Here is a 24548-nt window from a genome sequence, read left to right as displayed (position 1 = left end):
CCCACACCCCCTGATGTCCACACTCCGATCTTTTGCCGAGGCCGTGATCCGGCGCCTGCCCGAGCGCCTGCAGCCCATGGTGCGCTGGCGCTTCATCAAGTTCGGCGTAGTGGGGGCCAGCGGCACGGTGGTCAACCTCGCGGTGCTCTACCTCGCGCAGGAGTTTCTGTTCAACTGGATCGCGGATTTCCACGACCGGCTCAACTACTCCATCGCGCTGGCCATCACCGTCGCCACCATCAGCAACTTCTACTGGAACCGGCGCCTGACCTGGCGCGACCGCAAGCACGAAGTCCACCATTCGGCGCTGTTCCTGTTTTCCAAATATGTGATGGCTGCCGGCCTGGCCATCGTGCTGCAGTCGCTGCTGACCAAATGGCTGGCCCTGTACATGCACTACCTGCTGGCCAATGTGCTGGCCATCGTGCTGTCCAGTGTCTGCAATTTTGTGGCCAATGACCGCATGACTTTCCGTCGCCGCCGCGCCAAAATTGCGACCGATTCCGCCGCGCACCCACCGCCCGCCGATGTCCATGACAAGCCCTGAGCCCCTGAAAACACGCTTTCCCGCCCACCGCATCTGGATAGGGTTGGCCCTGCTGGTCGCCCTGGGCTACCTGTTCGGCCTGGGCGGCGACCACATTCCACGCAACGGCGACGAACTGGTTTACGCCCATATCGCGCGACTCACGGCGCAAACCGGCAACTGGCTGCCGCTGGTCAGTTCCTATGATTTCATGCGCAATACCAAGCCGCCCGTGCTGTTCTGGCAGGCCATGGTGGCCGGCGGCTGGGGCGAGCACTGGACGCTGCTCAACCTCCGTCTGCCCAGCATTGCCTACACCTGGGCCATCGCCTTGATGACGGCGTTGCTCACCTGGAAGATTGTCCAGGGCGAAACCGCACCGGCCGACCGCCGCCGCCACGCACTGGCCATGGGCGCCATCGCGGCCATCGTCTACCTGTCCTTCTTCAGCACCTACCGCTACGGCCGGCCCTACCTGACGAGCGCGCCCGAGACCTTCTGGCTGTTCGGCGTGTTCTTCGCGCTGGCCTGGTCGCCGGCCAAGCTGCTGGCCTCGCGCTGGCAGTTTCCGCTGCTGGCGGGCATCGCCATCGGCATAGGCTGTCTTTACAAGTCTTTTGTCATGGTGGTGCCGGTCGGCTTCGCGCTGGCGCTGTGCTACCAGCTGCTGGGCGCGCGCAAGCCGGTTTGGGAAGTTTTCCGGCCCGGCATCGTCGTCGACGGCCTCAAGGTGGCGGCCATCTGCCTGCTGGCCCTGGCGATTTTCGGCCTGTGGTTTGCGATAGACCCACAGCCGGGCGAAGTCTGGCGCGAGTTCGTCGTCGGCGAAAACGCCGGCAAGATGAACTCGTCCAAAGGCTACTTCGCCATTGCCTTCAGCGGCAGCAGCGGCATCCTGACCATCCTCACGGGTTATTACTCCAACGCGCTGTTCCTGCTGCCCGTTTCCATAGGCTGCACCTGGGCCGCCTGGAAAGCCTGGCGCCAACGACGGGGCACGGCGCAAACCATCAGCGACACCGAAAAAGCCCTGTGGATATGGCTGCTGGCCTTCGCGCTGGTGTTCATGGTGCCGACGCAGCGTTCCACGCGTTACCTGATTCCCGCCATGCCGGCGCTGGCCGTGCTGATCGCCCTCTACTGGGACCGCATCGCGCGCATCTGGTTCAGCCTGACCCTGGTGATCTGCCTGATAGGCGCGCTGGCCATGGGCCTGATCGGCTACGGCGGCGTGCGCGCCACGCAGGACGCCTGGCTGTACTCGCCGCTGTACTGGCTCTTCCTGGCCGTGCTGGCCGCCGCCTGCATCGCCGCAATGGCCAAGCCCCAGTGGACCCGCCCCGTCGCCGCGCTCAGCAGCTTTGCGGTGCTGTTCGCACTGGCCTGGGTCACCGCACCCTTCAACGGCGACATGGGCCGCTTCCGCGCGGACACCAATGCGCTGCTCAAAGGCCAGGCTGTGTCTGTGCCCAGCAATTTCAACGGGCATTTCGAGCGCTACGAGTTCATCATCCCCGGCGCCAAGATCGTTCCCTACTTCGCCGCGCAGCCGGTGGACTACCAGGACGTGGACGCGCTCTTCAAGAACACGCGCTACGTGCTGGTGCAGCGCCGCCCGGGGGAAAAGCCCTGCGAGCAGTGCCGGGTCATCGACGAGCGCTGGGACCTGCGCTCGCGCCAGGATGAAAAAGAAGGTACGCTGGGCGCCTTCAAATCGCCCGAAACCTACTGGTACGCCAAAGAGTACCTGGTCGAGCGGGCCGCGCCATAGCCCCTTGCGGCCCCACCCCTGCAAGCTAACAACAACGAGGAAACACCATGCCCCGATTCACCCGATTTGCAGGGATGCTGGCCCTGGCGACCATGCTGGCGCTGGGCGGCTGCGCCACGGCCATCAAGCCGCATGAAACCAGCGGCGCGCCCACATTGGGCTTCCAGAACATGGCGCTCAACCCAGGCAACGGCGGGGAGTTGGTCACCGCCGAAGCGCTGCGCCCGGGCGACATCATCCTCACCGCCGAAAACGGGTTGAACTCGGTCGGCATACGCCTGATCACGCTGTCGCCGGTCAGCCATGCCGCGGTCTACATGGGCAACCGGCAGATCGCCGAAGCCGTGGGTTCGGGCATACGCATCCGCAGCGTGGACGCGCTGCTGGAAGACGAAGCGACGGTGGTGGCCTTTCGCCACCCCGACCTCACGGCGGGGCAGGCCGTGAAAATCAACAGCTTTGTGGCCGGCCACGAAGGCCAGAAATACAACTACGTGGGTGTGATGCTGCAGGCCCCGTTCGCGCTGGAGCGGCGCATGTGCGAACTGCCGCTGGTGCCGTCCATGGTGCGCGACTTCTGCATACGCGGCATCGCGGCCGTGCAGTTGGGCCTGGGGCGCAACGACCAGTTCTTCTGCTCGCAGTTCATCCTGGAGGCCTACCGCAGCGCGGGCTTGCCGCTCACCGATGCCGACCCGCGCCTGATCAACCCCGGCGACCTGCTGCATATGAGGGAGGGCGACGTGCCCTCCATCCGGATTCACAAGCCGCTGCAGTATGTGGGCCACCTCAAGGCGGCCCCACAGGTCGCAGCGGCGGAGCAGTTCGGTCAATAGACCTGGCCGGGCTTAGCCGCCCACATGCATGGTGAACTCGGCGCCGTTGGACAGCCTGCACTGCCCGGTGCCCAGGGTGGACGAGTTCATCTGGTAGCGGCAGCTGATGTAATTGCCCCGGCTGCCCGAGCCATTGGCCACGCCTTCGCGCGTCGATGAGCCCGCGATGCGCGTGGCCTCCCCGGTAAAGCTTTCGCCGTTGATGTTGGTGGTGAAGGTGCCGCGCCCGTTCATGTCATTGGTCACCACCGCGCCCACCATGCCATAGGCCCGGGCCAGGTCGTTGGCCGGGTACAGCCGCGCCGCAAACGTCGTGCTGGCCGGGACGGCCGGCGTGACGTAGACCGTGGAAGTGACCGGCGGATGGCTGGGCTGAACCGGCACAACGTAGCAGCCCGTCAGGGCCGTGGCGCCCAGCACCGCGGCGGCCAGGGCCGAGCGGCGGGACAACCGTGAGAGGCGTGACTGAGAGAACAAGGAAGAAACGATCTTCATACATAACCCGAAGGCCCAAGCACATGCTTGTGGCCGCAGTGTGCGGCAGGGCGCCCAAAAGGTTGCATTTAAAGATACAAGATCATGCTATGTATACGACAAGCATCAAAATCAGATACTTCGCCGAAATTCAGCATGCCGGCCGTCCGCGAAATAGCCCATGCCCAGCGCAGTACGGGCAGCTGAGGCAATATCGACCCTTCCCTTCTTTTTTGCCGCAAAGATGACCATGCAATACCGCCGCCTTGGAAACAGCAACCTCAAAGTCTCAGTCCTGTGCCTGGGCACCATGATGTTCGGCAAGCAGACGCCTTTTGAGGAAGCGGCGCGCATCGTGGCCTCGGCCCGCGAGCACGGGCTCAACTTCATCGACACCGCCGACGTCTACAACCAGGGCCAGTCCGAAAAGGACGTGGGCAAGCTGCTGGCCGACCAGCGGCAGCACTGGGTGCTGGCCAGCAAGCTGGGCAATGCGGTCAGCGACAACATCAATGAAAGCCATTACTCGCGCCGCTGGCTGGTGCAGCAGACCGACGCCATCCTCGCGCGGCTGCAGACCGACTACCTGGACATCCTCTACCTGCACAGGGACTACCACGAGGAAAACCTCGAGGAAGCGGTGCGCGCGCTGGGCGATTTGATACGCGCGGGCAAGCTGCGCAGCTTCGGCCTGTCCAATTTCCGCGGCTGGCGCATCGCCGAGGTGGTGCGCCTGTGCAAGGAACTGGGCGTGCCGCAGCCCGCCGTGTGCCAGCCTTACTACAACCTGCTCAACCGCGGCCCGGAAGTCGAAATCCTGCCGGCTTGCGGCCACTACGGCCTGGGCGTCGTGCCCTACAGCCCGCTGGCGCGCGGCGTGCTCACCGGCAAATACCCGCCCGGCCAGCCGCCGGCCGAGGGCACGCGCGCCGGCAGCGGCGACAAACGCATCCTGGAAACTGAGTTCCGTGAAGAATCATTGGTGATCGCGCAGAAGATCAAGGCCCGCTGCGAAGGCAAAGGCCAGGTTCCCGGCCAGTTCGCCGCAGCCTGGGTGCTGGCCAACCCGCTGATCAGCTCGGTCATCGTCGGCCCGCGCACCCTGCCCCACATTGAAGACGTGTACGGTGCGGTGGAGCTGGTGCTGGACAAGGACGACGAGGCCTTTGTCAACGAACTGGTGGTGCCCGGCCACGCGTCCAGCCACGGCTATAACGACCCGGGCTATCCCTTCTTCGGCCGTCCAGTCTGACTGGCGATATGCCCTTTCCACGGCCTTCGGTATGTCATCGATAGCAACTTGCGCCCGCAAGACGAGGGCAACCCGCGCAATAGACCCGGAATGCCTAGTTCTGTTTCTGGAACAGCTCCAGCCGGGACTCGGTGGCGAGCTCCGCTTTACGCGCGGTCATGGCAATTTCATAGCGAGTACCAGGCAGGGGCAGGCGCGGTGAAAAGCTGAAGGAGAAGTTTCCTGCGCCATCCGCCTGGACCCGCTCGGAAAGCACATCCTGCGCCACACCGAACAGACCGGCAATCGGTGCAATGGCATGGACCTTGATGTCGACCGTGGCGCCTGGCGCAGTCTTTCCGCGCACTGTGGTGGAATTGCCCTCCACAGCGGTATTGTTGGCATGGCTGGTGACCTGCAGCGGCACCGTGGTGAGGACGGCGGCAGCAGCAGCCCCGGCCACGTCAAAGACCCAGACCTTGTTCATCGTATTGCCCACCAGGTCTTTGGCTGACACGTCCACCGTATAGCGTCCGGGCGGCAGGTCGCCGCGGTAACTGAAGAACTGCGCTGTGATGTTGCTCTCGGCAGTCACGTTGCGGCCGGACAGCAGGATGCGAACACTCTTCGGGTCTACACCAACACCACCCGCATCGTCAAAAGATGCCGACACTGAAGTGGCGGCGTTGCTCGCCACGACTTCGCCTTCACGAGGGGACAGGTTGCGCAGCACGGGTGCCTTGGCATCAATCGTCAAGGGCTGGGCCAGGGTGGAAGTGACAACCTTGTCGCCCATGCGCAGCCGGGCCACGATAGGCCGGGACGGCGCCAGGTTGTCGAGCCGCCGGATGGTGTAGTTGCCTTCATAGACGCCGGGGCGGGTTTCGCGCATGGCAACGTTGTCCATGACGCCGGGAATGTCAAAAGTAGCGGTCGCGCCGGGCATGCCATTGAGCATAAATCGTAGTTCGGCGCCTGGCTCTATCTTCTCGACAGGCGCCACGGCAAAGCGATCAATTTTCAGCACTGCGGGTGGCGGTCCTGCCACTACGGGTGGTGCTGCAGCGACCGGGCTACCCGAAAATCCGACGGGAAAACTGTAGTCGGCAGCAGCGCTACGGTTGCGTACCTTGATGGTCGCACGGATCAGGCTGGTCTCGGCAATGCGGTCCTGGCGCCTGACGGTGTATTCGCCGCGGTAAACGCCCCGCGAAACTTCCTTGAGCGGAATGTTGCGCTGGACCCCGCGAATACGCAAGCTGGCTTGTCCGCGCGGTGTCGCTTCAACGGTGAATTCAAGGTCGGCACCCGAGCTCAAACCTCCATCGGAATTAACCTGCAGGGAGCGGACTTCGGGCATGGCAGTCTGCGCCATCACCGTCGGCGGCGTCAGTGCGCCGACAGCGGCAACAACCGGCAAGAGAAAAAACAGCGATGCCACCTGATGACGAATATGTGCTTTCACGATGGAACCTTTTGTAAGTTAGATGACTGAATGTGCGCGCATCCACAGACTTCGTCTGTAGGCAAAGGGAGGCGCCCCGAGTAGTCATAGAACGTCCTGCGCCAGTCATGTTCTGCCCAAACTCAAGGTATGGCGGCGTCCTGCTGCGAACCAGCTGCGGTTGCACCGCAGGCATGGCAAAACTTGGCAAAAGCGCTCTTGCGCGTCGTGCATTGGAGGCAATGGTCAAACAGACCTATGCCGCAATGCGGGCAGAAATCGATCTCGGTGTTCTTGAGGTCCACGGCCCGCTCGCAGCCTGGGCACACGCTTTTTGACAGGCGCTTGAGCGCCGTGTCGTAGCTCAGTTCCTCGCGGCGCTGCTCGTCGGGTAACCGTTCGGCCAGTTTCTGCTTTTCGAGGTAGCGGTTCAATGCAACGATGGCCTGCCGGCCGACCAGCGCCGTGACGACAATACCCACGATGTAGCGCACATAACCACCGTAGCTGGGCAGGTAGGGCACCAGCTCGACGAAAGAAGCGAACAGGGCGAAGAAGATAAAGCCCCAGACAAAAGGCCAGTAGATGCTTTTGCGTTTTTTCGCGAACAGCCAGCCGGCCGCCACCAACAGCGGAAGCGTCAGGGCCAGGCGGTACAGAAACACGCGCAGTTCCACACGCCGGTATTCGGCGTTGAGCTGCACTTGCGCGGCCTCTTCCATCTCGTGGAGCTTGCGGCGTTCACGCGCGGCGCCCTGGCGCGCATCGAGCGCTGCCTGCTGCTGCGCCTCTACGGCTACACCGGTCGCGCGCTCACGCTCCTTGAGCGCGTCCAGCGCCCGCGTGCGCGAGACCAGTTCCGGGTCCTGCTCGGCCAGCTGCGTGGCGTGCCGCGTGGAAAGCCAATTGTTGAATGTCTCGCGCGCGGCCGCCGAATCGGCCTGCGCGGCGCGGCGCTTGAGCTGGGCCTGTTCCAGCGCGGCCTGGGCGTCCCGTTCGGCGATCTCTGCGGCCTTGATCGCATTGCGTAGCGCGGTGGCGGCATTCACATCCATGTAATCGTCGAGTGAAAGCTGTCTCTCGACTTTGGGCAGGTCGCCCACCACGGTGCCGCCCAGGCCTATCAGGAAGCCGGCAAACACCAAAGCCACCAGCCACAGGCCGCGGCGCATCCATTTTTCCGTCAATCGCAAGGTATTGGCCATGCTTATCTCCAGCTTCTGGACATCACAAACACACAACTCACAGCCTGACGACCGCCATAGGCTTGCCGTCGGTCATGCGAGCCCTTTGCAGCCAGGCGAAGACCGAGTCGACCGTGACGGTTTCGATGCGGTCGGCAAAACGCTTGTCGTTGGGATGGTCGTCGAAGGCGACGTTCGCGGCCGTCATGCGACCGCCCAGCCGGGTCAAAGGGCCCAGCTTGAGCACCGTGGGCTCGTAGCCCTTGAACTGCAGCCAGGCCTGCGCCTGCTCGCGCGTGGCCACGCCGGGCTCCGCGGCGGCGGCCATGGTTTCGATGGCCCACTGGTTGGACTGCTGGTATTTGCGGCCCCAGACATAACTGACGATGCTATAGGGCTTGTGGTGCATGGCCGTGAGCCGAGCCGGATCCTGCAGCAGCGCCAGTAGTTGGGCCTGGGCTTGCGGCGAGGGTGCGATCCAGGCCGCTTCGAAACGCCACAAGTCGTCAAGAAAAAACTCGCCCAACCCCTGGCGGTAAATCGCCGAGTCGCTGGTGCCGCAGCTGTTGAGCTTGTGTACCACGCGCCAGGTCATGCCGCCCTGCCCGTCGGGCAACTGGTAGGCCAGGCCCAGGTGCGAATAGCGCACACCGTACTTGCCGAGATCCTGGCCGGCCCGCGCCAGCAGCACGACTTTTTCGCCGCTGGCATTGAGCGAGGCCAGCGTCTTTTCGGCGAGCACCATGGCCCGCTCCACTGTCTGCGGCGTGGTCTTGTGCGCTTCGCAGGAACGCCCGGCATGGGCGGCCGGGGCCGCACTCAGGACCACGGCAGTCAGCAGCGGCAAAAAGGCCTTGAAGATATTCATGGGATGGCTCCGGCTTATTGGGCTTATTGGACTTATTGAGTCAGGCGTTCGTTGTGCAGCAGCGCACGGCCCAGCGCATTGGGGATAAAGGCAATCGCCTCCCCGGCCGCCGACAGCACCACACCCGCGCCCACCACGCTGACGACCACGGCCGTCCCGGCCACCACGGACACGCCGGCAACGCCCTGGCCCACCACCTCGATGCTGGCGCGGGCGCCGTCCGAGGCGCGCTCCAGCACATACAGCGTTCCGCGGACCGTGCTCTCGACGGTCTTGACCACCAGCACGGTGCCGGCCGTGGACAGTACGACCGGGATGGCCACAACGGAGCCTGCGGCAGCACTGGCGCCGACCACCACGGACGCCACCGGCAGGGCCGACACGGCGCTCAGGGCCGAGGCTTCCGACTGGGCTTGCGCGTTGAACGCGGCGCTTCCCGCCAGGGTGACGCAAGCAGCGGCAAGATAAGCGGCAAGTCGATTTTTCATGATGTTTCCTTGGTGTGTGTGCAGTGCTTATTCATTCGCCGCATGGCTGCGGGCGGCGCGGCCCATGCGGGCTTCGCTGAGGTCGGCTTCATGGCTGTCGCGCAGGGTCTTGGCCAGCGTGAAGCTGCAGGTGATCAGGTAGAGCCAGCTCACGCCCAGGAAAGCCTTGTAGGTTTCGTTGATCTCCATGCGCCACAGGCCCCAGCCGGTCAGCGACATGGCCAGGAAGAAGCCGCCCCACACCACCAGCCTGAACATGGGCGTGTCGGCCAGCTTGCCTTCGGCCCTGCTTTGCTGCTGGTCGCGCACATACTTGGCCAGCACAAACGCCGCCGACAAGCAGAAGAAATAACCCATGACCATGAACGCGCGGTCCAGGTCCCTGCCGGGCAGCCAGGACAAGCCCACGGCGCAGAGGAAAACGGCGATCAGAAAGGAAGCCCAGACCTGCAGTTGCCAGGGTTTGGAGTCACGGTGTATCAGCGTCTGCATAAAAACCTTGCGGTTGTTGAGGTGCCGCCACTGTGCGGCCGGCGCCCCGCAAACCATGCAGATGACAATACAGTCCTCGAAAAATGACCGAGGAGTATTGAATTTTGATACTCAATACCGAACTAGGGTTGCTTCAAAACATCTGCCAGGCGCAGATTGAACAGGGTCGGATCCTCGATTTGCGGGATATGCCCCACGCCCGGCAGAACCACCAGCGTTGCCCCGGGAGCCAGCCGCTGCAAAGTCTGGGCCTGGGACAGCGGCGTGATGCTATCGTCCTGTCCCCAGACCAGCGTGAGCGGCACGGACAGCTTCCGATAGGACTCAGGCCTCTCGCTCAGGGACTTGCCGCTTTCACCGGCAAACTGCACGGCCCAGTCGCCCAGGCTGGCGGTAAAGCCATGCAGCACAAATGGCTGGCGATAAATCGCCGTGCGCGAAGGCGTGACGACTTCCTTGCGGGCCACGAACTTGCGCAGCCAGAACTCGCTGAACAGCGGCTGGGTGCCCACCGTGGCAACGAGCGCCGTGCGCAGCGGGCGAATGCCGAAAAGGCCGGCCGCCACGCCACCGCTTTCCGCCGGCGCGGGACTTTCCCTCAGACCGATCGCCGCGTCGACGAGTATCAGGCGGCGCACGCGATCGGGCTGCAGCATGGCGGCTTCGGCAGCGGGCCCGCCGCCATAGGAATGGCCCAGCAGCGTCACCGGGCCGAGATTCAGCGCATCGATCAGGCCTGCAATGCGGCGTGCCTGCGCGCCGCGGCTGTAGTCGCGTGAAGCGGGACGCGTGCTGAAGCCGAAAGGCGGCAAGTCGACCGCAATGACGCGGTAGCCGGCGGCGGCCATGGCCTGCACGTTCTGGTCCCAGGTGCCGCTCCAGGCACCCGTGCCGTGGGTCAGCACCAGCGGCGGCGCGGCCGGGTCGCCGAACTCCTGTACATAGAGTTCGACATCATGCGCACGCAACCAGCGCCCCTGCACCGGCGCTGCCCGGCGCGGGCTGCGGTCCTCGACCCACAGCATGCGCGCCCATGACAGCCCCAGCAGCAACAGCAGGCACAGCAGGGCGGCGCCCACCAGCCGCAGCGCCACAGACGGCCACCTGCGCGCGGGACGGCGTGGTGCCGGTGCCGGCACCCGCCTTGCCCCGGGCTTAGTAGTCAAAGACATGCTCGACTTGCAGCTTCGCCGTCTTCCACTGCCGCAAGGCCTCGGCCAGGTGGGCCACGGGCAGCGTCATCACCACGCGCTGGGTGCCCGGCTGCGTGAGTATGGGCTGCACCAGCAGCGGCTTGGCGGGGCTTTCGGGTTTCCATGCGCCCGGCGCGAGCACACTGACCAGGATGAAGGAGTCGTTGCCGGCGATTTCGCTGAAGTTGACACCCTGCCCGGCCAGCGCCTGGGCATAGGTCATAAAGGCTTCGTAGCGCGGAATGGTGACCAGCGCGGCGCCGTCCGGCAGGGACTGCAGCAGCTTGAGCTCGGGCAAGGCCGCGTCCGCCGCGGGCGCGGGTTTGGCCACCACGGCGGTCACCGGCAGGGGCGCATCGTAAATGGACTTGGTGCCCAGCTTGATCAGCTTCGCATAGGCCATCTTGATGGCGTATTCGGTCGTGAGGGCAAAGCGCCGCTCCCACTTGCGAAGCATGTCGGGACCGGTCGCCGGAACGCCCTGCCAGAGCCCCGCCATCGCCTTGCCGAAGTCGTACTCGTACCAGGGCTGCACGCGAATAAAGCGCACATAGTCCTGCGCCACGGCCGCGGCATGGCGGTCTTCCGGCGTCGGCCGGCCGGCCGTCGACTCGGCAAGGCGGCCGATCAGGGTTTCGTAGGCGGACTTCAGGGCATATTCCACGCTGGTGCTGGTGCCTATCACCATGATCATCAGGTGGTAGCCGGGGTTGAGATCCAGCGCGCGCCGGCGCGTCTCGTCAAACACCGCCTTGTAGCTTTCCCAGAACTGCGCGATGTGTCCGTAATAGGGGAAACGGCTGGGTGCGTTCGCGGCGATGAACTCGCCGTATTCATAGGGGCTGAACACCAGGAACCATTCGGGGTAGGTCAGCAGCGTTTGCTCCACGCCGCGCACGTGCTCCGCGCCCGCCACGGGCTTGGCGGGCGCGGCGGCGATGCCGCAGGCCAGGGCAAGCCCCGCGACCAGCGCGCCCACGGCGCCCAGCCTGCGCATGCCGCGCATCATGCCGGCACCCGCGCGCCGGCTTTGGTGAAGGCCAGCAGGACATTGTCGGAAGGGTCATGGGCCTGCAGTTCCCGCCGGCCCGTGTCGCTGAGCCCGCGCTCGCCCAGGTAGGCCACCCAATGCGCGACGGGCCTGAAATGGCGCAGCTCGCGCTGGTTGCTTTCCCAGGCCACGTTCAAGCCGGCGTTGAAAACGGCGTGCACCAGCGACACAAAGGTGTGCATTTCAGGCGTGGTGACGTCGTGGTCGCGCAGGATGAAGGTACCGCCCGGTTTGAGCACCCTCACGATGGAAGCGACAAAGCTGTCGAGCTTGTCCAGCGGGCAGTGGTGCAGGCCTATGTAGCAGGTCACGAGGTCCGCGCTGGCATCGGGCATGGAGGCGGGCAGGGGATCGTAGTCGCCCATGGGTACAAAGCCGCCTATTTTCCGCAAGCCGCCGCGCTCCGCGATATCCACCGGCGAATTCGTCGGCGCCACGTCATTGACGAGGGTGATGGGGCCTGTGACGTCCACGCGCTTGCGCAACTCGCTGATGTAGCGGCCCGTCGAGCCGATTTCGACATAGCCGTCGATGCGCTTCCGGCCGTCCAGCAGGCGCAGGGTCTGGTTGGCCATCTCCTTCTTCTGCTTGAAAAGCGCGGGCAGCGCATGCGTCAGGTCGGCGAGCAGGGGCTTGATCTTCGGCAGCTCGCGCTGCAGCCGGCGGTAGACCGCCTCGTCGTCGTCAAGCTCCGCCGAGGTGGTCTTGATCAGCGTATGAAAGCGGTCTTCGGGATAGAGGCGGTAGATGTTTTGCAGGAATTTGTAGAAACCGTCGCGCCAGAGGACGTCGGAAAAAACGGCCCTGAATTCCGAAGCAGGTTTGGCGTTGTCCATGGCGTCGATCGAAGTGGCGGGATTGGCTGAATTGGCGGATTCGGCAAGTGTGGGGGCGTAATACGTGTCCCACAGCACATTGCGGAACCTGAACTGCGGGTCGAGCCGTCGCTTCATCGCGAACAGCTCCAGGGCCCTCGGGTAAGCCGCGTGAAACTGCCGGGCCGTGGCGTGCGGCTGGTAGGGGAGGTAGTAGCTTCCGCCCACGCTGATGGCCGCGTCTATCAGTTCTCGCGTCCAGACCGATACGCGGTTGATCGCGTTGTCGCGCGTGCGCTGCTTGTAATACAGCACAAAGGCGAAAGTTTCTCCCCTGGCCCAGGCCAGCATCGTGCCCGGGTCCCGCTGCGCATGGCGCACCGACACGTTGAGCGCGTTGACCTTGTGGCGCTGCAGGATCTCCGCCATCCTGGGCACAAAATCGTCGAAGCGCTCCACCGGGATGAAGTACTCCTGCAGCACGTAGGTGGTGTGCTTGCGCGAAGCGGGTTCGAGCTCCGCCACGTCGTAACCGGCTTCGAAATTTCGCCAGTGCACCTTGCGGAACATATAGAGCAGCGGGTCGATCAGGTACTCGCGGCGCCATTTCCCCAGCGGGGTCTCCGTCACGGCCCAGACAAAGTAGCGGTTCAGCGGATAGCTCTGGCCGCCCTGCTGGAGGCGCCGAGGCTCGGTCGTGGCCTCATCGGTGCGCGCCCAGGTCACCGAGCGGACCTTGCGGTAATGCGGCGGATACAGGTCGGCGTTATGAAAGACCGCGTCCTGAAAATGCCGGACCTTGGCCTTGAAATGGCTGATGTATTCCGCGGCGCTCATCTTGCGCGCCAGGCGCTTGACCTTGACGTTGTCCGCCAGGCTCAATTCCGCCTCGACGATCACCGCCACGCCACCATAGCCGCCTATCACCGCGTAAAACAATTCCGCATTCGCGGCCGGCGAAGCATCCTGCACGCTGCCGTCGGCCAGCACCACCTTGATCGCACGCACCGACAGCACCACCGGCCCCAGGCCCATGTAGCGGCCGTGGCAGTTGACGCTCAGCGCGCCGCCCACCGTGAAGTTGGCATAGGTCTGCATGATCTTGACGGCCAGGCCGTGCGGATCGACAAAGCGCTGGATGTCGCACCAGCGAATGCCGGCCTGCACACGGATGACCTTGTCCTGCGGGAAAAAGGCGATGACCTGGTTCATCTCGCGCATGTCCAGGTGCAGGCTGCCCGGGCTGGCGGTCTGGCCTCCCATGCTGAAATGCCCGCCGCCCACGGAAACCGGCCCGTCGGTGCGGCGAATGGCATCGGCCACGTCGGCCACGGTTTTCGGCTTGCTGATGGCCCAGACCGCCACCGGGTTCAAACCGGTGACGTCGTTGACGATCAATGTGTTTTGCTGCATCCCTCGCTCCCTGTTTTTAACCTGAACCCTAGCGCACCACGAGGTAGTCGCCGTGCGCTTGCAATGGGTCCGGGCCCCATCGGTTGCCATCGGCGACGCCGCGCCTGAGCGCCAGCTGCCAGACCAGCCAGAGCGCCCCCAGTACGGGGACGGCGGCCAGCAACAGCCACCAGCCGGAGTAGTTCCGGTCATGCAGGCGCCGGATGCAGATCAGCACCAGCGCCGCCAGCACCGGCAGGTTGATCAGCCAGGTCAGGATGTCGGACGAGGAATTTCCGAGCGCGGCCCAAACCAGGTAGAACACCCCCCAGACGATGAGGCCGTGAAGCCAGAATCCCCCACGCGACAAGCGCCCCCCGGCCTTGAAGAATTGAAGTGATTTCATGTGTTTCCCTGTTGCAGAAGTTGTGCCACCCGGACTTGCAGGTCTGCGGGCGCGACTTCTTCAGCCGCCAGGGGGGGGCCTACGTTAAGCCCCACCCGGTTGAAAACCCCCCGGCGAAACGGTTTGCTCATCGCGGTCCCGCTTTCGACGCGGCTGAAAAACGATCCCCAGAGGTTGGTCAGCGCCATGGGCACGACGGGCACCTGTAGCCCGTCGCGTTCGGCGTTTTCCAGGATCTTCATGATGCCGCCCTTGAAAGCCTGGAGTTCGCCGTTCTTGGTGATGCCGCCTTCCGGGAAGATGGCCAGCAGGTCGCCGTCGCGCAGCACCTTGGCGGCCGCCTCGAAGGCCGCTTCGTACAGCGCCGGGTCTTCGGTGCGCGGTGCGATGGGGATGGCCTTGGCCAGCCGGAACAGCCAGCCCAGCACCGGCATTTTGAAGATGCGGTGGTCCATCACAAAGTAGATGGGGCGCGGGCTGGCGGCCATCAGCAGCACCGGGTCGACAAAACTCACATGGTTGCAGGTCAGCACGGCTGCGCCCTGCGCGGGGATGTGGTCGTCGCCGCTGATCTTGAAGCGGTAGACCAGGCGCGAGGCGATCAGCGCGATAAAACGCAGCAGGTACTCGGGCACCAGCATGAAGATGTAGAAGGCCACCACCGCGTTGGCCAGGCCCGTGAAGAGGAAAATCTGCGGGATGCTGAAGCCGGATTTGAGCAGGGCGCCGGCCAGGACGGCGCTGACGATCATGAACAGCGCGTTCAGGATGTTGTTGGCCGCGATGATGCGGGCCCGGTGCGTGGGCTGGCTGCGCAGCTGGATCAAGGCATACATGGGCACGCTGTACAAGCCTGCGAACAGGCTCAGCAGCGCCAGGTCCACCATCACGCGCCAGTGCGCATGCTGCGCCATGAATTGGCCCACGCTCATGATGGGCGCGGCCGGCAGGCCGCGCGAGGCGAAATACAGGTCCACCGCGAACACGCTCATGCCGATGGCGCCCACCGGCACCAGGCCGATTTCCACGTGGCGCTTGCTGAGCACCTCGCAGAGCAGCGAACCGGTGGCGATGCCGACGGAGAACACCACTAGCAGTAGCGACGCGACCTGCTCATTGCCGTGCAGCACTTCCTTGGCAAAGCTCGGGAACTGGCTCAGGAACACGGCGCCGAAGAACCACATCCAGCTGATACCGAGCATGGAGCGGAACACCACCAGGTTGCCGTTGGCAAGCTTGAGGTTGCGCCAGGTTTCCGTCACCGGGTTCCAGTTGATCTTCAAGCCTGGGTCGGTCGCCGGCGTGAGCGGAATGAACTGCGATACCAGCCGGCCGACCAGGGCCAGGCCCACGCAGGCCATGGCCACATAGTCGGGCCCGACCTGCGGCACGGCCACCATCAGCCCGCCCACGACCTGGCCCAGCAGGATGGCGACGAATGTGCCCATCTCGACCATCCCGTTGCCGCCCGTGAGTTCGCGCTCATTGAGCGCCTGCGGCAGGTAGGCGAACTTGACCGGGCCGAAGATCGTGGAATGCAGCCCCATCAAAAAGGTGCAGCCCAGCAACACCGGCACCTGGACGTTGGGGTTGCCGCTCATGAAACCGACGGCCGCGATCAGCATGATCACGACTTCGAGGTTTTTGACGAAACGGATCACCCGGGTTTTTTCAAACTTGTCGGTGAGTTGTCCGCTGGTAGCCGAAAACAGCAGAAACGGCAGGATGAACAGTGCACCTATGGCCAGCCCGGCCAGCGCCGGTGGCAGCCAGCTCACGCTGAGCTGGTAGGTCACCATCACGGTGAAGGCGAACTTGAAGAGGTTGTCGTTGGCCGCGCCGGAAAATTGCGTCCAGAAAAACGGCGCGAAGCGCCGCTGCTTGAGCAGCGCGAACTGGTTCGGATGCCCCTGGACAGGCGGCGGCGACACCGGCGTGGCCTTATCAACACTCATTCTTGACTCCTCGTTTCGGTTGTTGTGCGGCGGGCTGCGCTCCGAAGCGGCTGGCCGGCTCTGTTTTTGAATAGTGCATGGGATTCTGCCTTGGTTTCGCGCGCGGCCAGCAGGGCCGACACCACGGGCCAGGCGGCGCAGGCAGCCACCATGTGTTTGAGGCTGTGGCCCGACACCAGCTGGCCGGTCCACTCATAGACCGCGTGGTCGCCCAACTCCAGCAGCTTGGCCAGCGCATAAATGGCGATCACCAGACCCCAGCGAACCGGCAATTCCCAGGCCTGCGCCGGTCGCAGGCAGGCAAAGCCCAGGATCAGCACCATGCCGCCTCCCTGCAAGACCGCCCATGGCAGCACATTGCCGCCCAGCGACCAGGCATAGACGGACAGCGGTCCCAGCACCAGAACGGCTGTGGCCAGCGCCATGCCGGCGCGCGTACTGACGGCCCGCATCGCCGACAGGCCCAGCAGCCCGGCAAAAGCCAGCACCATGCCGCCGCGGTCCCAGGCCAGGCCGGCGTCGCCGGGCTGCAGGTGGTAGGCCGCGGACACCGCCGCCGTCACCCACAGGCCGCCGAAAAAAAGCCCGGCCATGGCCGCCGCCGCGGCGCTGACGGCCTGCTCACGCACAGCCCGCAGCAGCGCCCAAATGCCCACCATGCCCCAGAACGCAAACGGCAGGTTGCTGATGACGTCCATGGCGTGCGGTAGCCAGCCCCAGCTGCGCTGGTCGGCGAAGTCGTGGTAGTGGGCCGGCTGCGCCACCGAAGGCCCCAGCAGCGCGGCCGCCAGCAACAGCAAAAAGACAAGGGCAAGCACGCATTCACGGCGCCAGGCCAGGGCAGCCGGACGCGCGTGCCAGGGGAGCGGCTCAACACGGCGGTGAAGAGTGGATGGGGTGGTTTGCATGCGGGAAGCTCCTCTGTCTATATGTGAGTGAGCTGCACTGTGGAGGGCGGGACAGGCCGCAGGCATCAATATTCGGCGCGGTGGAGACGTTTCAAACCCAAAGTACCGATAATCGATACCCATGAGCACCACCGCCGACCTCGTCACCGTCCTCAAAAAAGAACTCAAGGCCGCGCGCATGACTTATGCGGACCTGGCCGCCAAGCTGGGCATGGCCGAATCCAGCGTCAAGCGCATGCTGGCCAAGGGAGACATGCCGCTGTCGCGCATAGACGCGATCTGCCGTGCGCTCAAGCTGGACTTTGCCGACCTTGCCAGGCGCATCGCCGACACCCAGCCGCTACTGGCCGAGCTGGCCGAGGCGCAGGAAAAAGCCGTGGTGGCCGACAAAAAGCTGCTGCTGACCGCGATCTGCGTGCTCTCGCAATGGACGCTGGAGCAGATCACCAGCAGCTACCGGCTCTCGGAGGCCGAGTGCATCAAATACCTCGCGCAACTGGACCGCATAGGCATCATCGAGCTCAAGCCCCTGAACCGCTACCGGCTCAAGCTCGCCAAGACTTTTCGCTGGCGCCCGCACGGGCCGGTGATGGATTACTTCCGCGAGAATGCCTTGCTCGACTATTTTTCAGGCGGCTTCGACGGCGAGGGCGAAGGCCTGCTGCTGGTGCACGGCTCCATCAGCCGCGGCCTGGCGCCCTCCTTCCTGGAGCGCATGCAGCGCGTGGCCCAGGATTTTGCCCAGCAGCACCAGACGGACCAGAAGCTGGGCGACAAGGACCGCGAGGGTTTTACGCTGCTGCTGGCCATGCGGAGCTGGGAGTTTGAGGCTTTCGCCGCATTGAGGAGGTAACACCCCCGTCCAGGCCCACTGCGTGTAGCCTGTCCCCCCTCAAGGGGGCGGCGCCTGCGGTCTGGCAAAGCCAGTCCCGCGGCCCCCACTGGTTTATTGGGACGGCGCGGCAGAAGATTGCATGCAATTACATTAGTCAACTAAGAAAATATCGCGCTTACTGGTAATATTCAGCCACTCCAAGTCGAAAACACGAATTTTGTGCATGCAATCCTTAACGGAACCGCGATGAATCCAAGCTCCACTTACGTCGGCCTGCCCATCCCCGTGGCGGCCAAGCTGACCGACACCAAGTACTTTTTCCAGGCGTTGGACAATTTTTCGCGGGTGATGGCGATACGCCCGGGGGACAGGGTGCTGATGCTGGCGGACCCGCTGCTGGATCCGCGTGTGATCGACGCGGTGATCGGCATCGCCAAATCGCGCGGCGCCGAGGTGCGCGTCTATATGGAGCCCAGCACCCAGGTGACGGCCGTGCCGGAGGAAGTGCATGCCATTCTCAAAAAAGCCACTTTTGTGGTGTCGACCTGGTTCTGCTCCATCCTCGACCCTTTGTGCATCAACCTGCGCCGCGCCGGCCAGCGCTGGGTCAAGATCACCTACTTTCGCAACCTCGATTTGCTGCACACGCCGCAGGCGCGTTTTCCGGTCGACCTCATCGGCGAGATCATCCGCGGCACGGCCGCCCGCTACCCGACCGAGGGCGGCTTCGACCTGCACTTTACCGACCCGCGCGGCAGCGACTTTCGCATCAGCTTCACACAGGAGATGCGCGCCAACCAGCTGGCCACCAATCGCTGGCGCGGCCAGATGACGGCCGAGGAGGACGGCTGCTATGTGCACTACCTGCCGACGCACGGTCCCAATCTCTGGGACCACAACTCGGTCAAAAACGACTTCAAGGCCGTGGTGCCCATGGCCGGCGTGCTGTACCCGCAGTGGGCGGTCGGTTTTGCCAAACCCTTTGAGGAAAAAATCGCCGTGCGTTTTGAAGGCGACACGATTTCCGCGGTTGACGGCATCTCGGAAGAAGCGGTGATCCTGCGCGAGATGCTGGTGGGCGGCCGCATGATCGAAGGCGGCGGCTGCGGCTTCAACCCCAAGGCGCCGCGCCACACGGTCTACCCGGCCGGCTCCAACGCGCCCGGCGCGCTGCACTTCGGCATAGACCTGGCCCAGCCCAGCGACTACATACGCCGCGTGATGCCCGACTGGGAAGAGCCGCCGGTGCACATGGACCTGATCACCCTGGATGCAACGGTGACCGCCGGCGGCAACACGCTGATCAAGGACGGATTTTTGTGCGCGCTGCGCGACCCGGCTGTAGTGGCACTGGCCGCGCGTTACGGCGACCCTGTGGAGTTGCTGGAAGCTCAGGTGCTCTAAGCGGGCGCCGTAAATACGGTCAGCACGCCGGTATAGCCGTAAAGATGATGACGTGCGATTTCGCCGCCGGCAAAAAAACCGACCAGCGGCACGTCACCCAGCGCGCGCCGCACGATCTGCATCTCGGCACTGGGCGCGCCGAAATGCGGCCCGCCGCGGCCTGAGCAGCTCACATACACCGCGCCGGCAATGCGCCGCGCGGCATGCGGCGCCGATTCGGCTTCCGAGGCGCTCAGGGCGCTGGCGACTTCCAGCGTGACCTCCTCGGGCTCCAGCTCTTCGCGGATTTCGGCGCAGACGCGGATCAGGTCGGCACGCGCGGCTTCCATATTGCGTTCGCAAAAGGCAAGCTTCATGCCCACGGCCGGCACCTCGGCAATCGCGATGCCCCGGCGCGACGGGTCCAGCCCTATCAGGTGGCGCACCCGCACCTCGGCGCCGAACTGGCCCGCGCGCCGGCCCGCGGCATGGGCCGCGCCGTCATCGGGAATGTCGGCCGGCCGGCTCAGGCCGACCAGCGTGGTGCGCACCTTGGCCAGCGCCTCGCGCGGCTGGTCCAGCGACACAGCCAGGTCGGCCAACATGACGTCGAGCGCGGGCTTGCCGTCAAGTTCGGTCACCACATTCGACTCGCAAGCGGTGATTTCATGGTCGGCCGACACCGGCCGGCAACCCTGGGTGATGCGCGACATCAGCGCTGCGCCCTGGCCGAAAGCCACACCGCTGAGTCCGCCGCTGAACACGCCGCCGGCGGCCCCCTGCCCCTTGACGTTGCCGTGCCCGCTGAGCGCGAACTGCACGGTGCCTGAGCGGCTGGAGGCCAGGCCGCCGAACACATAGCCGCTCTGGGTGCGCTGCGCCATCTCGTCTATCAGCTCGGCCACGTCGGGCGTGGTGGCGTCGGCGTGCACCAGCGCGGTGTGCGCCTTGAAGCGGCCGCTGCTGGCCGGCGGCAGCGGCGACACGCCGGAAAACACCCGGTACTGGTCGTGCGGCAGCTCGCACAGCATCACCGTGAGGGCCGGCTCGTCGAAGTACTCGACATTGTTGGAGGCAATACCCACACCCACCGTGCCGCTCCAGTCGGTGATGTCGGGCAGCTCGGCGCTCAGGTGGTCGAGGATGTCCTGCGCATGGGCGGCGTAATGGTCAGTGATGTAAAGCAGCGCCAGCGTGGGCGACTTGGCATAGCCGGGCAGCGCCAGGTAGGCGCGCAACTGCGCCAACACCAGTCCGGCCGCCATCTGCCATTGCGGATGGGTGGCGTGGCCGTAGGGAAAAAGCTTCATGGGGTCCTGGTGAAATCTAATAGAGGTCGGGGATGGGTCCAGCGCAGTTCAACGAGCGGTTTTACGCGCGGCCTTGCGTGCCGGCGCCTTGGCTTTGGTTTTGGCCGCGGGTTTGGCGGCGCTCTTTCCGGCAGCCGGCGTCGGCCAGGCCTGGCTGCTGCGCAGCGCGGTGTTCATGGCCGCGCGCGCGCCGCCCGCCATGGTTTTACCCGCCGTCTCGGCCATGTTGCGAGCCATGCCCGTTGCCATGCCGGTGGCGGTTTTCATCGCGTCCTTGGCCAGGCCGGTGGCCAGGTTCTTGGTCGTATCCATCGCGGCTTTCTTGGCCGCATCCTTCATGGCGTCGGTCGCGATCGCCTGGAACTGCTGGGTCAGCGCGCCCCACCACTGCATGGGGTCGACCACACCGGCCGGCGCGGCGGCCTTGCCCGCTGCGGGGGCCTTGGCCTTGGCGGCGGGCTTGCCCGTCCCAAAACTCGAGGGCGGCACTTCCAGCCCCGAAAACGTCCTGGCCTTGTCGGCCACGCGCTGTACCCCGCCGGCCACGCTGTCGGCGACCTTGAGCTTGAAGGCATTCGCCACGTCGCCCATGTTGAAGTTCATGCCCTTGAGCGTGGCCAGGGTCATCTTCTGCACTTCCAGCGCCTGGATGGTGGCCTTGAGCGCCGTGGCGTTCTGGTCCAACCAGAACTGCACGGCCTTGAGCTCCTCGATGCGTTTGTCGAGCTCCTCGACATTGAGGGTGGGCGCCACCCAGTTTCCGAGGTTGGGCAACTGCGGGATGCTCTGCGTGGCGCTGCCGGCCGCCTGTTTGGCCAGGTTCTGCAGAAAATCAAAGCCGGGCACCAGCTTGCCGAAACCGGGGAAGGAAGGGTTGTCTGCGTCACTCATGAATGTGTCTCCTGGCATGTTGTGCATGATGGCATTGAAGGGCGGGCGGCAGGGCGGCCCGGCTCGCGCCCTTGTCTTCATTGTGCAGCGCCGGGGCGGGACGTCAACCGGTTTTTGTTTCCGGTGTGCATGCGCCACACGGCCGAGGCCCGTGCTGGCTGAATGGCCTGATAAGCTTGTGGCATGGCCTATACCTTTGCCTCCGCCACGGTGCTCCTGCTGCTGATCACCGACCCTTTCGGCAACATCCCGATTTTTGCCAATGCCCTCAAAGGCGTGGCGCCCGAGCGGCGCATGTTCGTCATCCTGCGCGAGGTGCTGATCGCCTTTTTGCTGCTGCTGGCATTCATGTTCGTCGGCGACGGCTTTCTGCGCCTGATGAACCTCAGCGATCTGTCGCTGCAGATCGCCGGCGCCGTCGTGATGTTTTTGATCGCGCTGCGCATGATCTTCCCTTCGGACCAGCCCGAAGCCGCGCCCATGCTGGGCGAGCCGCTGATCGTGCCGCTGGCCATTCCCGCGCTGGCCGGCCCGTCGGCGCTGGCCACCGTGATGTTGCTGGTGTCGCAGGCGCCGGAGCGCCGGCTTGAATGGATTGCCGCGCTCTGCGTCACCATGGCGGTCTGCGCCGTGGTGCTGGTGCTGTCCGAGCGCATACAGCGCGTGGCCGGCGACCGCGTCATGATGGCCTTTGAGCGCCTCATGGGCCTGATCCTGGTGGCGATTTCGGTCGAGATGTTCCTGCGCGGCATACGGCTGTTCATCACCCAGACCGGGGCCGCCGCATGAAAAAGTCCGCGCAACGGCTGCTCCTTCTTGCCGCCTGCGCGCTGGCCTCGCCCTGGGCGCATGCCGTGCAGGATTGCGAAGTCAACGGCGAAAGCGTCAACCCCAACAATGGAAACACCACCGCCGGCAAGACCGGCATCATGCGCTGCAAGGACCGGGACTCAGGCCAGCTGATGCGTGAACAGGAACTGCAGGGCGGCAAATTTATGGGCCTGGTTCGCTCCTACCAGAATGGCAAGCTGCAGCGTGAATACAGCGAAAACGAGCGCGGCAACCGCCACGGCCGCGCGCGGGAATTCGCACCGGACGGCCAGGTGCTGCGCGACACCGTGTACGACAACGGCACCGAGGCTGGCCTGGCGCGCAGCTTTCACGCCAACGGGCAACTGCGGCGCATCGTGTTTTACGGGCCGCGCGCGGGCGGCAGCCTCGAGCAGGCGTACGCCGAATTCAACGATCGCGGCCAGCTCCAGGCCTTGCGCTGCGGCGACAAAGCCCTCCTGGGCCCACCGGCCGACGACGCCCGCTGGTGCGGTTTTTCGGGCGGTGCCTCCAAGGTCGAACTGTTCAGCAGCAAGGGCGTGCTGAGCGGCACCAGCAGTTACCTGGCGGGAAAACGCATACGCCATGAAACTCTGGGCGAGAGCGGCAAGCCCGATTACCTGGACGAGGTATCGGGCAGCACCCGCATAGAGCGCCATTTCAGCAACTCCGGCGTCAAGCGGCGGGAAATCCAATGGAAGCTGGACGCTGAAACGCCCCGGAATTCGCTCAAGGAGCGGGAGCAGGAATTCGCCGACAGCGGCACCCTGACGCGCGACCGGAAATGGTTCGAAGGCAAACTGGTGAGCGACCAGTCCTATTACCTCAACGGCCAGCCGCGCAGCAAAACCGAGTTCGGCGGCGAGGGCGACAGCGCCTGGCTGCAAGCCACCGACTACTTCGACAACGGAACAGTCGCCAGGACAGGACGCTACAGCGCTTCGAACCGCTACCGGCAATTACCGCTGGGCACACACCAGCGCTTCAATGAAGCCGGAAAGCTGGTGGCTGAATCGAGCTACGACGACCGCGGCCGCATCACGCGCGAAAAAACCTGGGACAACGAAGGCAAGCTGCTGAGCGACGATGCCGTGTTCGAAGACGGCTCCCGTAAAACATATTCCAGATAACACCCCCGTCCAGGCTCACCGCGTGTAGCCTGTTCCCCCCTCAAAGGGCCGGCGCCTGCGGCCCCTGCTGGATTTATTCAGGGTGACTCAGACAGCCTCGACAACTTTTTGGTCGATAGCACCGAAGACCGATTGCCCATCCTTGCCCTTGGCTTCGATGCGGATCGTGTCGCCGTATTTCATGAACTCGGTCTTGGGCTTGCCGTCCTCTATGGTTTCGATCGCGCGTTTTTCGGCGATGCAGCTGTAGCCGTGGCTCCAGTCCTTGTTGCTGACGGTGCCCGAGCCCACGATGCTGCCGGCGCGCACATTGCGGGTCTTGCAGATGTGGGCGATCAGCTGGCCGAAGTGGAAGGTCATTTCAGGGCCGGCCTCGCACATGCCGACCTTGCGGCCGTTCCAGGTGCTTTGCAACGTGAGATGCAAACGGCCCTTGTCCCAGGCATCGCCCACCTCGTCGGGCGTCACCGCCACGGGGCTGAAGGCCGTGGCCGGCTTGCTCTGGAAGAAACCAAAGCCTTTGGCCAACTCGTTGGGAATCAGGTTGCGCAGCGAGACGTCGTTGGCCAGCATCAAGAGGCGCACGCCTTCGAGCGCCTGGGCCGGCGTGGCGCCCATGGGCACATCGCCGGTGATCACGGCGACTTCGGCCTCGAAGTCGATGCCGAAATCCTCGCTGGCCACGACCACGTCGTCGCAAGGGCCCAGGAAGTCGTCGCTGCCGCCCTGGTACATCAGCGGGTCGCTGTAAAAGCTTTCCGGCACTTCGGCGTTGCGGGCCTTGCGCACCAGCTCCACATGGTTGATGTAGGCCGAGCCGTCGGCCCACTGGTAGGCGCGCGGCAGCGGCGCCATGCAGCGCGAGGGCTCAAAGGGAAAGGCATGGCGCGCCTTGCCGTTGTTCAGCGTTTCATAAAGATCCTGCAGCTGCGGCGACATGAAGTTCCAGTCGTCCAGCACCTGTTGCAGTTTGCCCGCAATGCCGGTCGCATAATGGGCCGTGGAGAGATCGCGCGACACCACGACGAGCTGGCCGTCGCGTGAAGAGTCTTTGTAAGTGGCGAGTTTCATCGATATCCTGGTGGGTGGCTGCCGGCTTTCGCCGCAGGCCTGATTGTGCCGTGTATGCCGTGG

23 protein-coding genes are annotated in these 24548 nt (G+C 64.5%); 8 read left to right on the top strand and 15 right to left on the bottom strand.

Features of this window, described 5'->3' with window-relative positions; all coding sequences use genetic code 11:
• Window positions 1-13 precede the first annotated feature (13 nt).
• The 3 genes from ACEN8I_RS05030 to ACEN8I_RS05020 are packed head-to-tail and all read left to right on the top strand — an operon-like array spanning window position 14 to window position 3133.
• Window positions 14-547 carry a GtrA family protein gene (locus ACEN8I_RS05030; RefSeq protein WP_413326937.1) on the top strand — a complete coding sequence of 178 codons (534 nt, stop codon included), beginning with the start codon at window positions 14-16 and terminating at the stop codon, window positions 545-547.
• Window positions 534-2297: an ArnT family glycosyltransferase gene (locus tag ACEN8I_RS05025; protein WP_413326935.1), complete on the top strand. Its 1764-nt coding sequence runs from the start codon at window positions 534-536 to the stop codon at window positions 2295-2297. The genes ACEN8I_RS05030 and ACEN8I_RS05025 overlap by 14 nt, the downstream gene beginning before the upstream one ends.
• 47 nt (window positions 2298-2344) lie before the next feature.
• Window positions 2345-3133, top strand: a complete 789-nt coding sequence (locus ACEN8I_RS05020; protein WP_413326933.1) for a YaeF family permuted papain-like enzyme — start codon at window positions 2345-2347, stop codon at window positions 3131-3133.
• A 12-nt stretch (window positions 3134-3145) separates the two neighbouring features.
• Here the strand turns inward: ACEN8I_RS05020 and ACEN8I_RS05015 are convergent, their stop codons facing one another.
• Window positions 3146-3583: a hypothetical protein gene (locus ACEN8I_RS05015; RefSeq protein ID WP_413326930.1), complete on the bottom strand. Its 438-nt coding sequence runs from the start codon at window positions 3581-3583 to the stop codon at window positions 3146-3148.
• 274 nt (window positions 3584-3857) lie between these two features.
• On the opposite strand from ACEN8I_RS05015, the gene ACEN8I_RS05010 reads away from it, so the two are divergent.
• Complete coding sequence (locus tag ACEN8I_RS05010) at window positions 3858-4859, top strand: aldo/keto reductase (RefSeq protein ID WP_413326928.1); 1002 nt, start codon at window positions 3858-3860, stop codon at window positions 4857-4859.
• 94 nt (window positions 4860-4953) lie between these two features.
• On the opposite strand, the gene ACEN8I_RS05005 is transcribed toward ACEN8I_RS05010, so the two are convergent.
• The 11 genes from ACEN8I_RS05005 to ACEN8I_RS04955 all read right to left on the bottom strand — a co-directional run bounded on the left by ACEN8I_RS05005 (window position 4954) and on the right by ACEN8I_RS04955 (window position 17034).
• The gene (locus ACEN8I_RS05005; protein WP_413326926.1) at window positions 4954-6303 is read right to left on the bottom strand and encodes a hypothetical protein; all 1350 of its coding nucleotides are present in this window, start codon (window positions 6301-6303) and stop codon (window positions 4954-4956) included.
• A 122-nt stretch (window positions 6304-6425) separates the two neighbouring features.
• Window positions 6426-7487 carry a serine endopeptidase gene (locus tag ACEN8I_RS05000; protein ID WP_413326924.1) on the bottom strand — a complete coding sequence of 354 codons (1062 nt, stop codon included), beginning with the start codon at window positions 7485-7487 and terminating at the stop codon, window positions 6426-6428.
• Window positions 7488-7524: 37 nt separating this feature from the next.
• On the bottom strand, window positions 7525-8334 hold the full coding sequence (locus ACEN8I_RS04995; protein ID WP_413326922.1) for a DUF2145 domain-containing protein: 810 nt from the start codon (window positions 8332-8334) through the stop codon (window positions 7525-7527).
• 32 nt (window positions 8335-8366) lie between these two features.
• Entirely contained in the window at window positions 8367-8822 is a 456-nt protein-coding gene (locus ACEN8I_RS04990; protein WP_413326920.1) for a hypothetical protein, read from the bottom strand.
• Window positions 8823-8849: 27 nt separating this feature from the next.
• Complete coding sequence (locus ACEN8I_RS04985) at window positions 8850-9314, bottom strand: YiaA/YiaB family inner membrane protein (RefSeq protein ID WP_413326918.1); 465 nt, start codon at window positions 9312-9314, stop codon at window positions 8850-8852.
• Window positions 9315-9436: 122 nt separating this feature from the next.
• A complete protein-coding gene (locus ACEN8I_RS04980; RefSeq protein ID WP_413326915.1) occupies window positions 9437-10408 on the bottom strand; it encodes an alpha/beta fold hydrolase in 972 nt (323 codons plus the stop codon).
• Window positions 10409-10469: 61 nt separating this feature from the next.
• Window positions 10470-11504, bottom strand: coding sequence for a hypothetical protein (locus tag ACEN8I_RS04975; protein ID WP_413326913.1), 1035 nt, complete (start codon window positions 11502-11504; stop codon window positions 10470-10472).
• Window positions 11505-11512: 8 nt separating this feature from the next.
• Window positions 11513-13786, bottom strand: a complete 2274-nt coding sequence (locus ACEN8I_RS04970) for an FAD-binding protein (RefSeq protein ID WP_413326911.1) — start codon at window positions 13784-13786, stop codon at window positions 11513-11515.
• Between the two features lie 28 nt (window positions 13787-13814).
• Complete coding sequence (locus ACEN8I_RS04965; protein ID WP_413326909.1) at window positions 13815-14171, bottom strand: DUF805 domain-containing protein; 357 nt, start codon at window positions 14169-14171, stop codon at window positions 13815-13817.
• Window positions 14168-16126 (bottom strand): MFS transporter, encoded by a 1959-nt coding sequence (locus ACEN8I_RS04960; protein ID WP_413326907.1) that lies wholly within the window; start codon window positions 16124-16126, stop codon window positions 14168-14170. Before ACEN8I_RS04960 ends, ACEN8I_RS04965 begins: the two co-directional genes overlap by 4 nt.
• A complete protein-coding gene (locus ACEN8I_RS04955; RefSeq protein WP_413326905.1) occupies window positions 16123-17034 on the bottom strand; it encodes a hypothetical protein in 912 nt (303 codons plus the stop codon). The genes ACEN8I_RS04960 and ACEN8I_RS04955 overlap by 4 nt, the downstream gene beginning before the upstream one ends.
• A gap of 121 nt (window positions 17035-17155) precedes the next feature.
• Between ACEN8I_RS04955 and ACEN8I_RS04950 the strand changes: the two genes are divergently transcribed.
• Together ACEN8I_RS04950 and ACEN8I_RS04945 are read left to right on the top strand one after the other, a co-directional pair.
• Entirely contained in the window at window positions 17156-17887 is a 732-nt protein-coding gene (locus ACEN8I_RS04950) for a helix-turn-helix domain-containing protein (protein WP_413326903.1), read from the top strand.
• A 228-nt stretch (window positions 17888-18115) separates the two neighbouring features.
• On the top strand, window positions 18116-19273 hold the full coding sequence (locus ACEN8I_RS04945) for a hypothetical protein (protein ID WP_413326900.1): 1158 nt from the start codon (window positions 18116-18118) through the stop codon (window positions 19271-19273).
• Here the strand turns inward: ACEN8I_RS04945 and ACEN8I_RS04940 are convergent.
• Both ACEN8I_RS04940 and ACEN8I_RS04935 read right to left on the bottom strand, forming a co-directional pair.
• Window positions 19270-20562, bottom strand: coding sequence for an FIST N-terminal domain-containing protein (locus tag ACEN8I_RS04940; protein WP_413326898.1), 1293 nt, complete (start codon window positions 20560-20562; stop codon window positions 19270-19272). The genes ACEN8I_RS04945 and ACEN8I_RS04940 overlap by 4 nt on opposite strands.
• Window positions 20563-20610: 48 nt before the next feature.
• Window positions 20611-21453 carry a PhaM family polyhydroxyalkanoate granule multifunctional regulatory protein gene (locus tag ACEN8I_RS04935; protein ID WP_413326896.1) on the bottom strand — a complete coding sequence of 281 codons (843 nt, stop codon included), beginning with the start codon at window positions 21451-21453 and terminating at the stop codon, window positions 20611-20613.
• A 183-nt stretch (window positions 21454-21636) separates the two neighbouring features.
• Between ACEN8I_RS04935 and ACEN8I_RS04930 the strand changes: the two genes are divergently transcribed.
• Window positions 21637-22242, top strand: a complete 606-nt coding sequence (locus ACEN8I_RS04930) for a MarC family protein (RefSeq protein ID WP_413326893.1) — start codon at window positions 21637-21639, stop codon at window positions 22240-22242.
• Window positions 22239-23414 carry a toxin-antitoxin system YwqK family antitoxin gene (locus tag ACEN8I_RS04925; protein ID WP_413326891.1) on the top strand — a complete coding sequence of 392 codons (1176 nt, stop codon included), beginning with the start codon at window positions 22239-22241 and terminating at the stop codon, window positions 23412-23414. Before ACEN8I_RS04930 ends, ACEN8I_RS04925 begins: the two co-directional genes overlap by 4 nt.
• An 87-nt stretch (window positions 23415-23501) precedes the next feature.
• On the opposite strand, the gene ACEN8I_RS04920 is transcribed toward ACEN8I_RS04925, so the two are convergent.
• The gene (locus ACEN8I_RS04920) at window positions 23502-24485 is read right to left on the bottom strand and encodes a fumarylacetoacetate hydrolase family protein (protein ID WP_413326889.1); all 984 of its coding nucleotides are present in this window, start codon (window positions 24483-24485) and stop codon (window positions 23502-23504) included.
• Between the last annotated feature and the right edge of the window lie 63 nt (window positions 24486-24548).

The organism is Polaromonas sp. CT11-55 (assembly GCF_047303325.1).
Lineage (GTDB): Bacteria > Pseudomonadota > Gammaproteobacteria > Burkholderiales > Burkholderiaceae_C > Polaromonas.
This window is presented reverse-complemented; position numbering and strand designations above follow the sequence as displayed.

Bases quoted from the DNA above. Each gene is read 5' to 3' on its own strand.
- ACEN8I_RS05030 (WP_413326937.1), top strand. From the start codon at position 14: ATGTCCACACTCCGATCTTTTGCCGAGGCCGTGATCCGGCGCCTGCCC.
- ACEN8I_RS05025 (WP_413326935.1), top strand. From the start codon at position 534: ATGACAAGCCCTGAGCCCCTGAAAACACGCTTTCCCGCCCACCGCATC.
- ACEN8I_RS05020 (WP_413326933.1), top strand. From the start codon at position 2,345: ATGCCCCGATTCACCCGATTTGCAGGGATGCTGGCCCTGGCGACCATG.
- ACEN8I_RS05010 (WP_413326928.1), top strand. From the start codon at position 3,858: ATGCAATACCGCCGCCTTGGAAACAGCAACCTCAAAGTCTCAGTCCTG.
- ACEN8I_RS05000 (WP_413326924.1), bottom strand. From the start codon at position 7,487: ATGGCCAATACCTTGCGATTGACGGAAAAATGGATGCGCCGCGGCCTG.
- ACEN8I_RS04995 (WP_413326922.1), bottom strand. From the start codon at position 8,334: ATGAATATCTTCAAGGCCTTTTTGCCGCTGCTGACTGCCGTGGTCCTG.
- ACEN8I_RS04990 (WP_413326920.1), bottom strand. From the start codon at position 8,822: ATGAAAAATCGACTTGCCGCTTATCTTGCCGCTGCTTGCGTCACCCTG.
- ACEN8I_RS04985 (WP_413326918.1), bottom strand. From the start codon at position 9,314: ATGCAGACGCTGATACACCGTGACTCCAAACCCTGGCAACTGCAGGTC.
- ACEN8I_RS04975 (WP_413326913.1), bottom strand. From the start codon at position 11,504: ATGCGCAGGCTGGGCGCCGTGGGCGCGCTGGTCGCGGGGCTTGCCCTG.
- ACEN8I_RS04970 (WP_413326911.1), bottom strand. From the start codon at position 13,786: ATGCAGCAAAACACATTGATCGTCAACGACGTCACCGGTTTGAACCCG.
- ACEN8I_RS04965 (WP_413326909.1), bottom strand. From the start codon at position 14,171: ATGAAATCACTTCAATTCTTCAAGGCCGGGGGGCGCTTGTCGCGTGGG.
- ACEN8I_RS04960 (WP_413326907.1), bottom strand. From the start codon at position 16,126: ATGAGTGTTGATAAGGCCACGCCGGTGTCGCCGCCGCCTGTCCAGGGG.
- ACEN8I_RS04955 (WP_413326905.1), bottom strand. From the start codon at position 17,034: ATGCAAACCACCCCATCCACTCTTCACCGCCGTGTTGAGCCGCTCCCC.
- ACEN8I_RS04950 (WP_413326903.1), top strand. From the start codon at position 17,156: ATGAGCACCACCGCCGACCTCGTCACCGTCCTCAAAAAAGAACTCAAG.
- ACEN8I_RS04945 (WP_413326900.1), top strand. From the start codon at position 18,116: ATGAATCCAAGCTCCACTTACGTCGGCCTGCCCATCCCCGTGGCGGCC.
- ACEN8I_RS04940 (WP_413326898.1), bottom strand. From the start codon at position 20,562: ATGAAGCTTTTTCCCTACGGCCACGCCACCCATCCGCAATGGCAGATG.
- ACEN8I_RS04935 (WP_413326896.1), bottom strand. From the start codon at position 21,453: ATGAGTGACGCAGACAACCCTTCCTTCCCCGGTTTCGGCAAGCTGGTG.
- ACEN8I_RS04930 (WP_413326893.1), top strand. From the start codon at position 21,637: ATGGCCTATACCTTTGCCTCCGCCACGGTGCTCCTGCTGCTGATCACC.
- ACEN8I_RS04925 (WP_413326891.1), top strand. From the start codon at position 22,239: ATGAAAAAGTCCGCGCAACGGCTGCTCCTTCTTGCCGCCTGCGCGCTG.
- ACEN8I_RS04920 (WP_413326889.1), bottom strand. From the start codon at position 24,485: ATGAAACTCGCCACTTACAAAGACTCTTCACGCGACGGCCAGCTCGTC.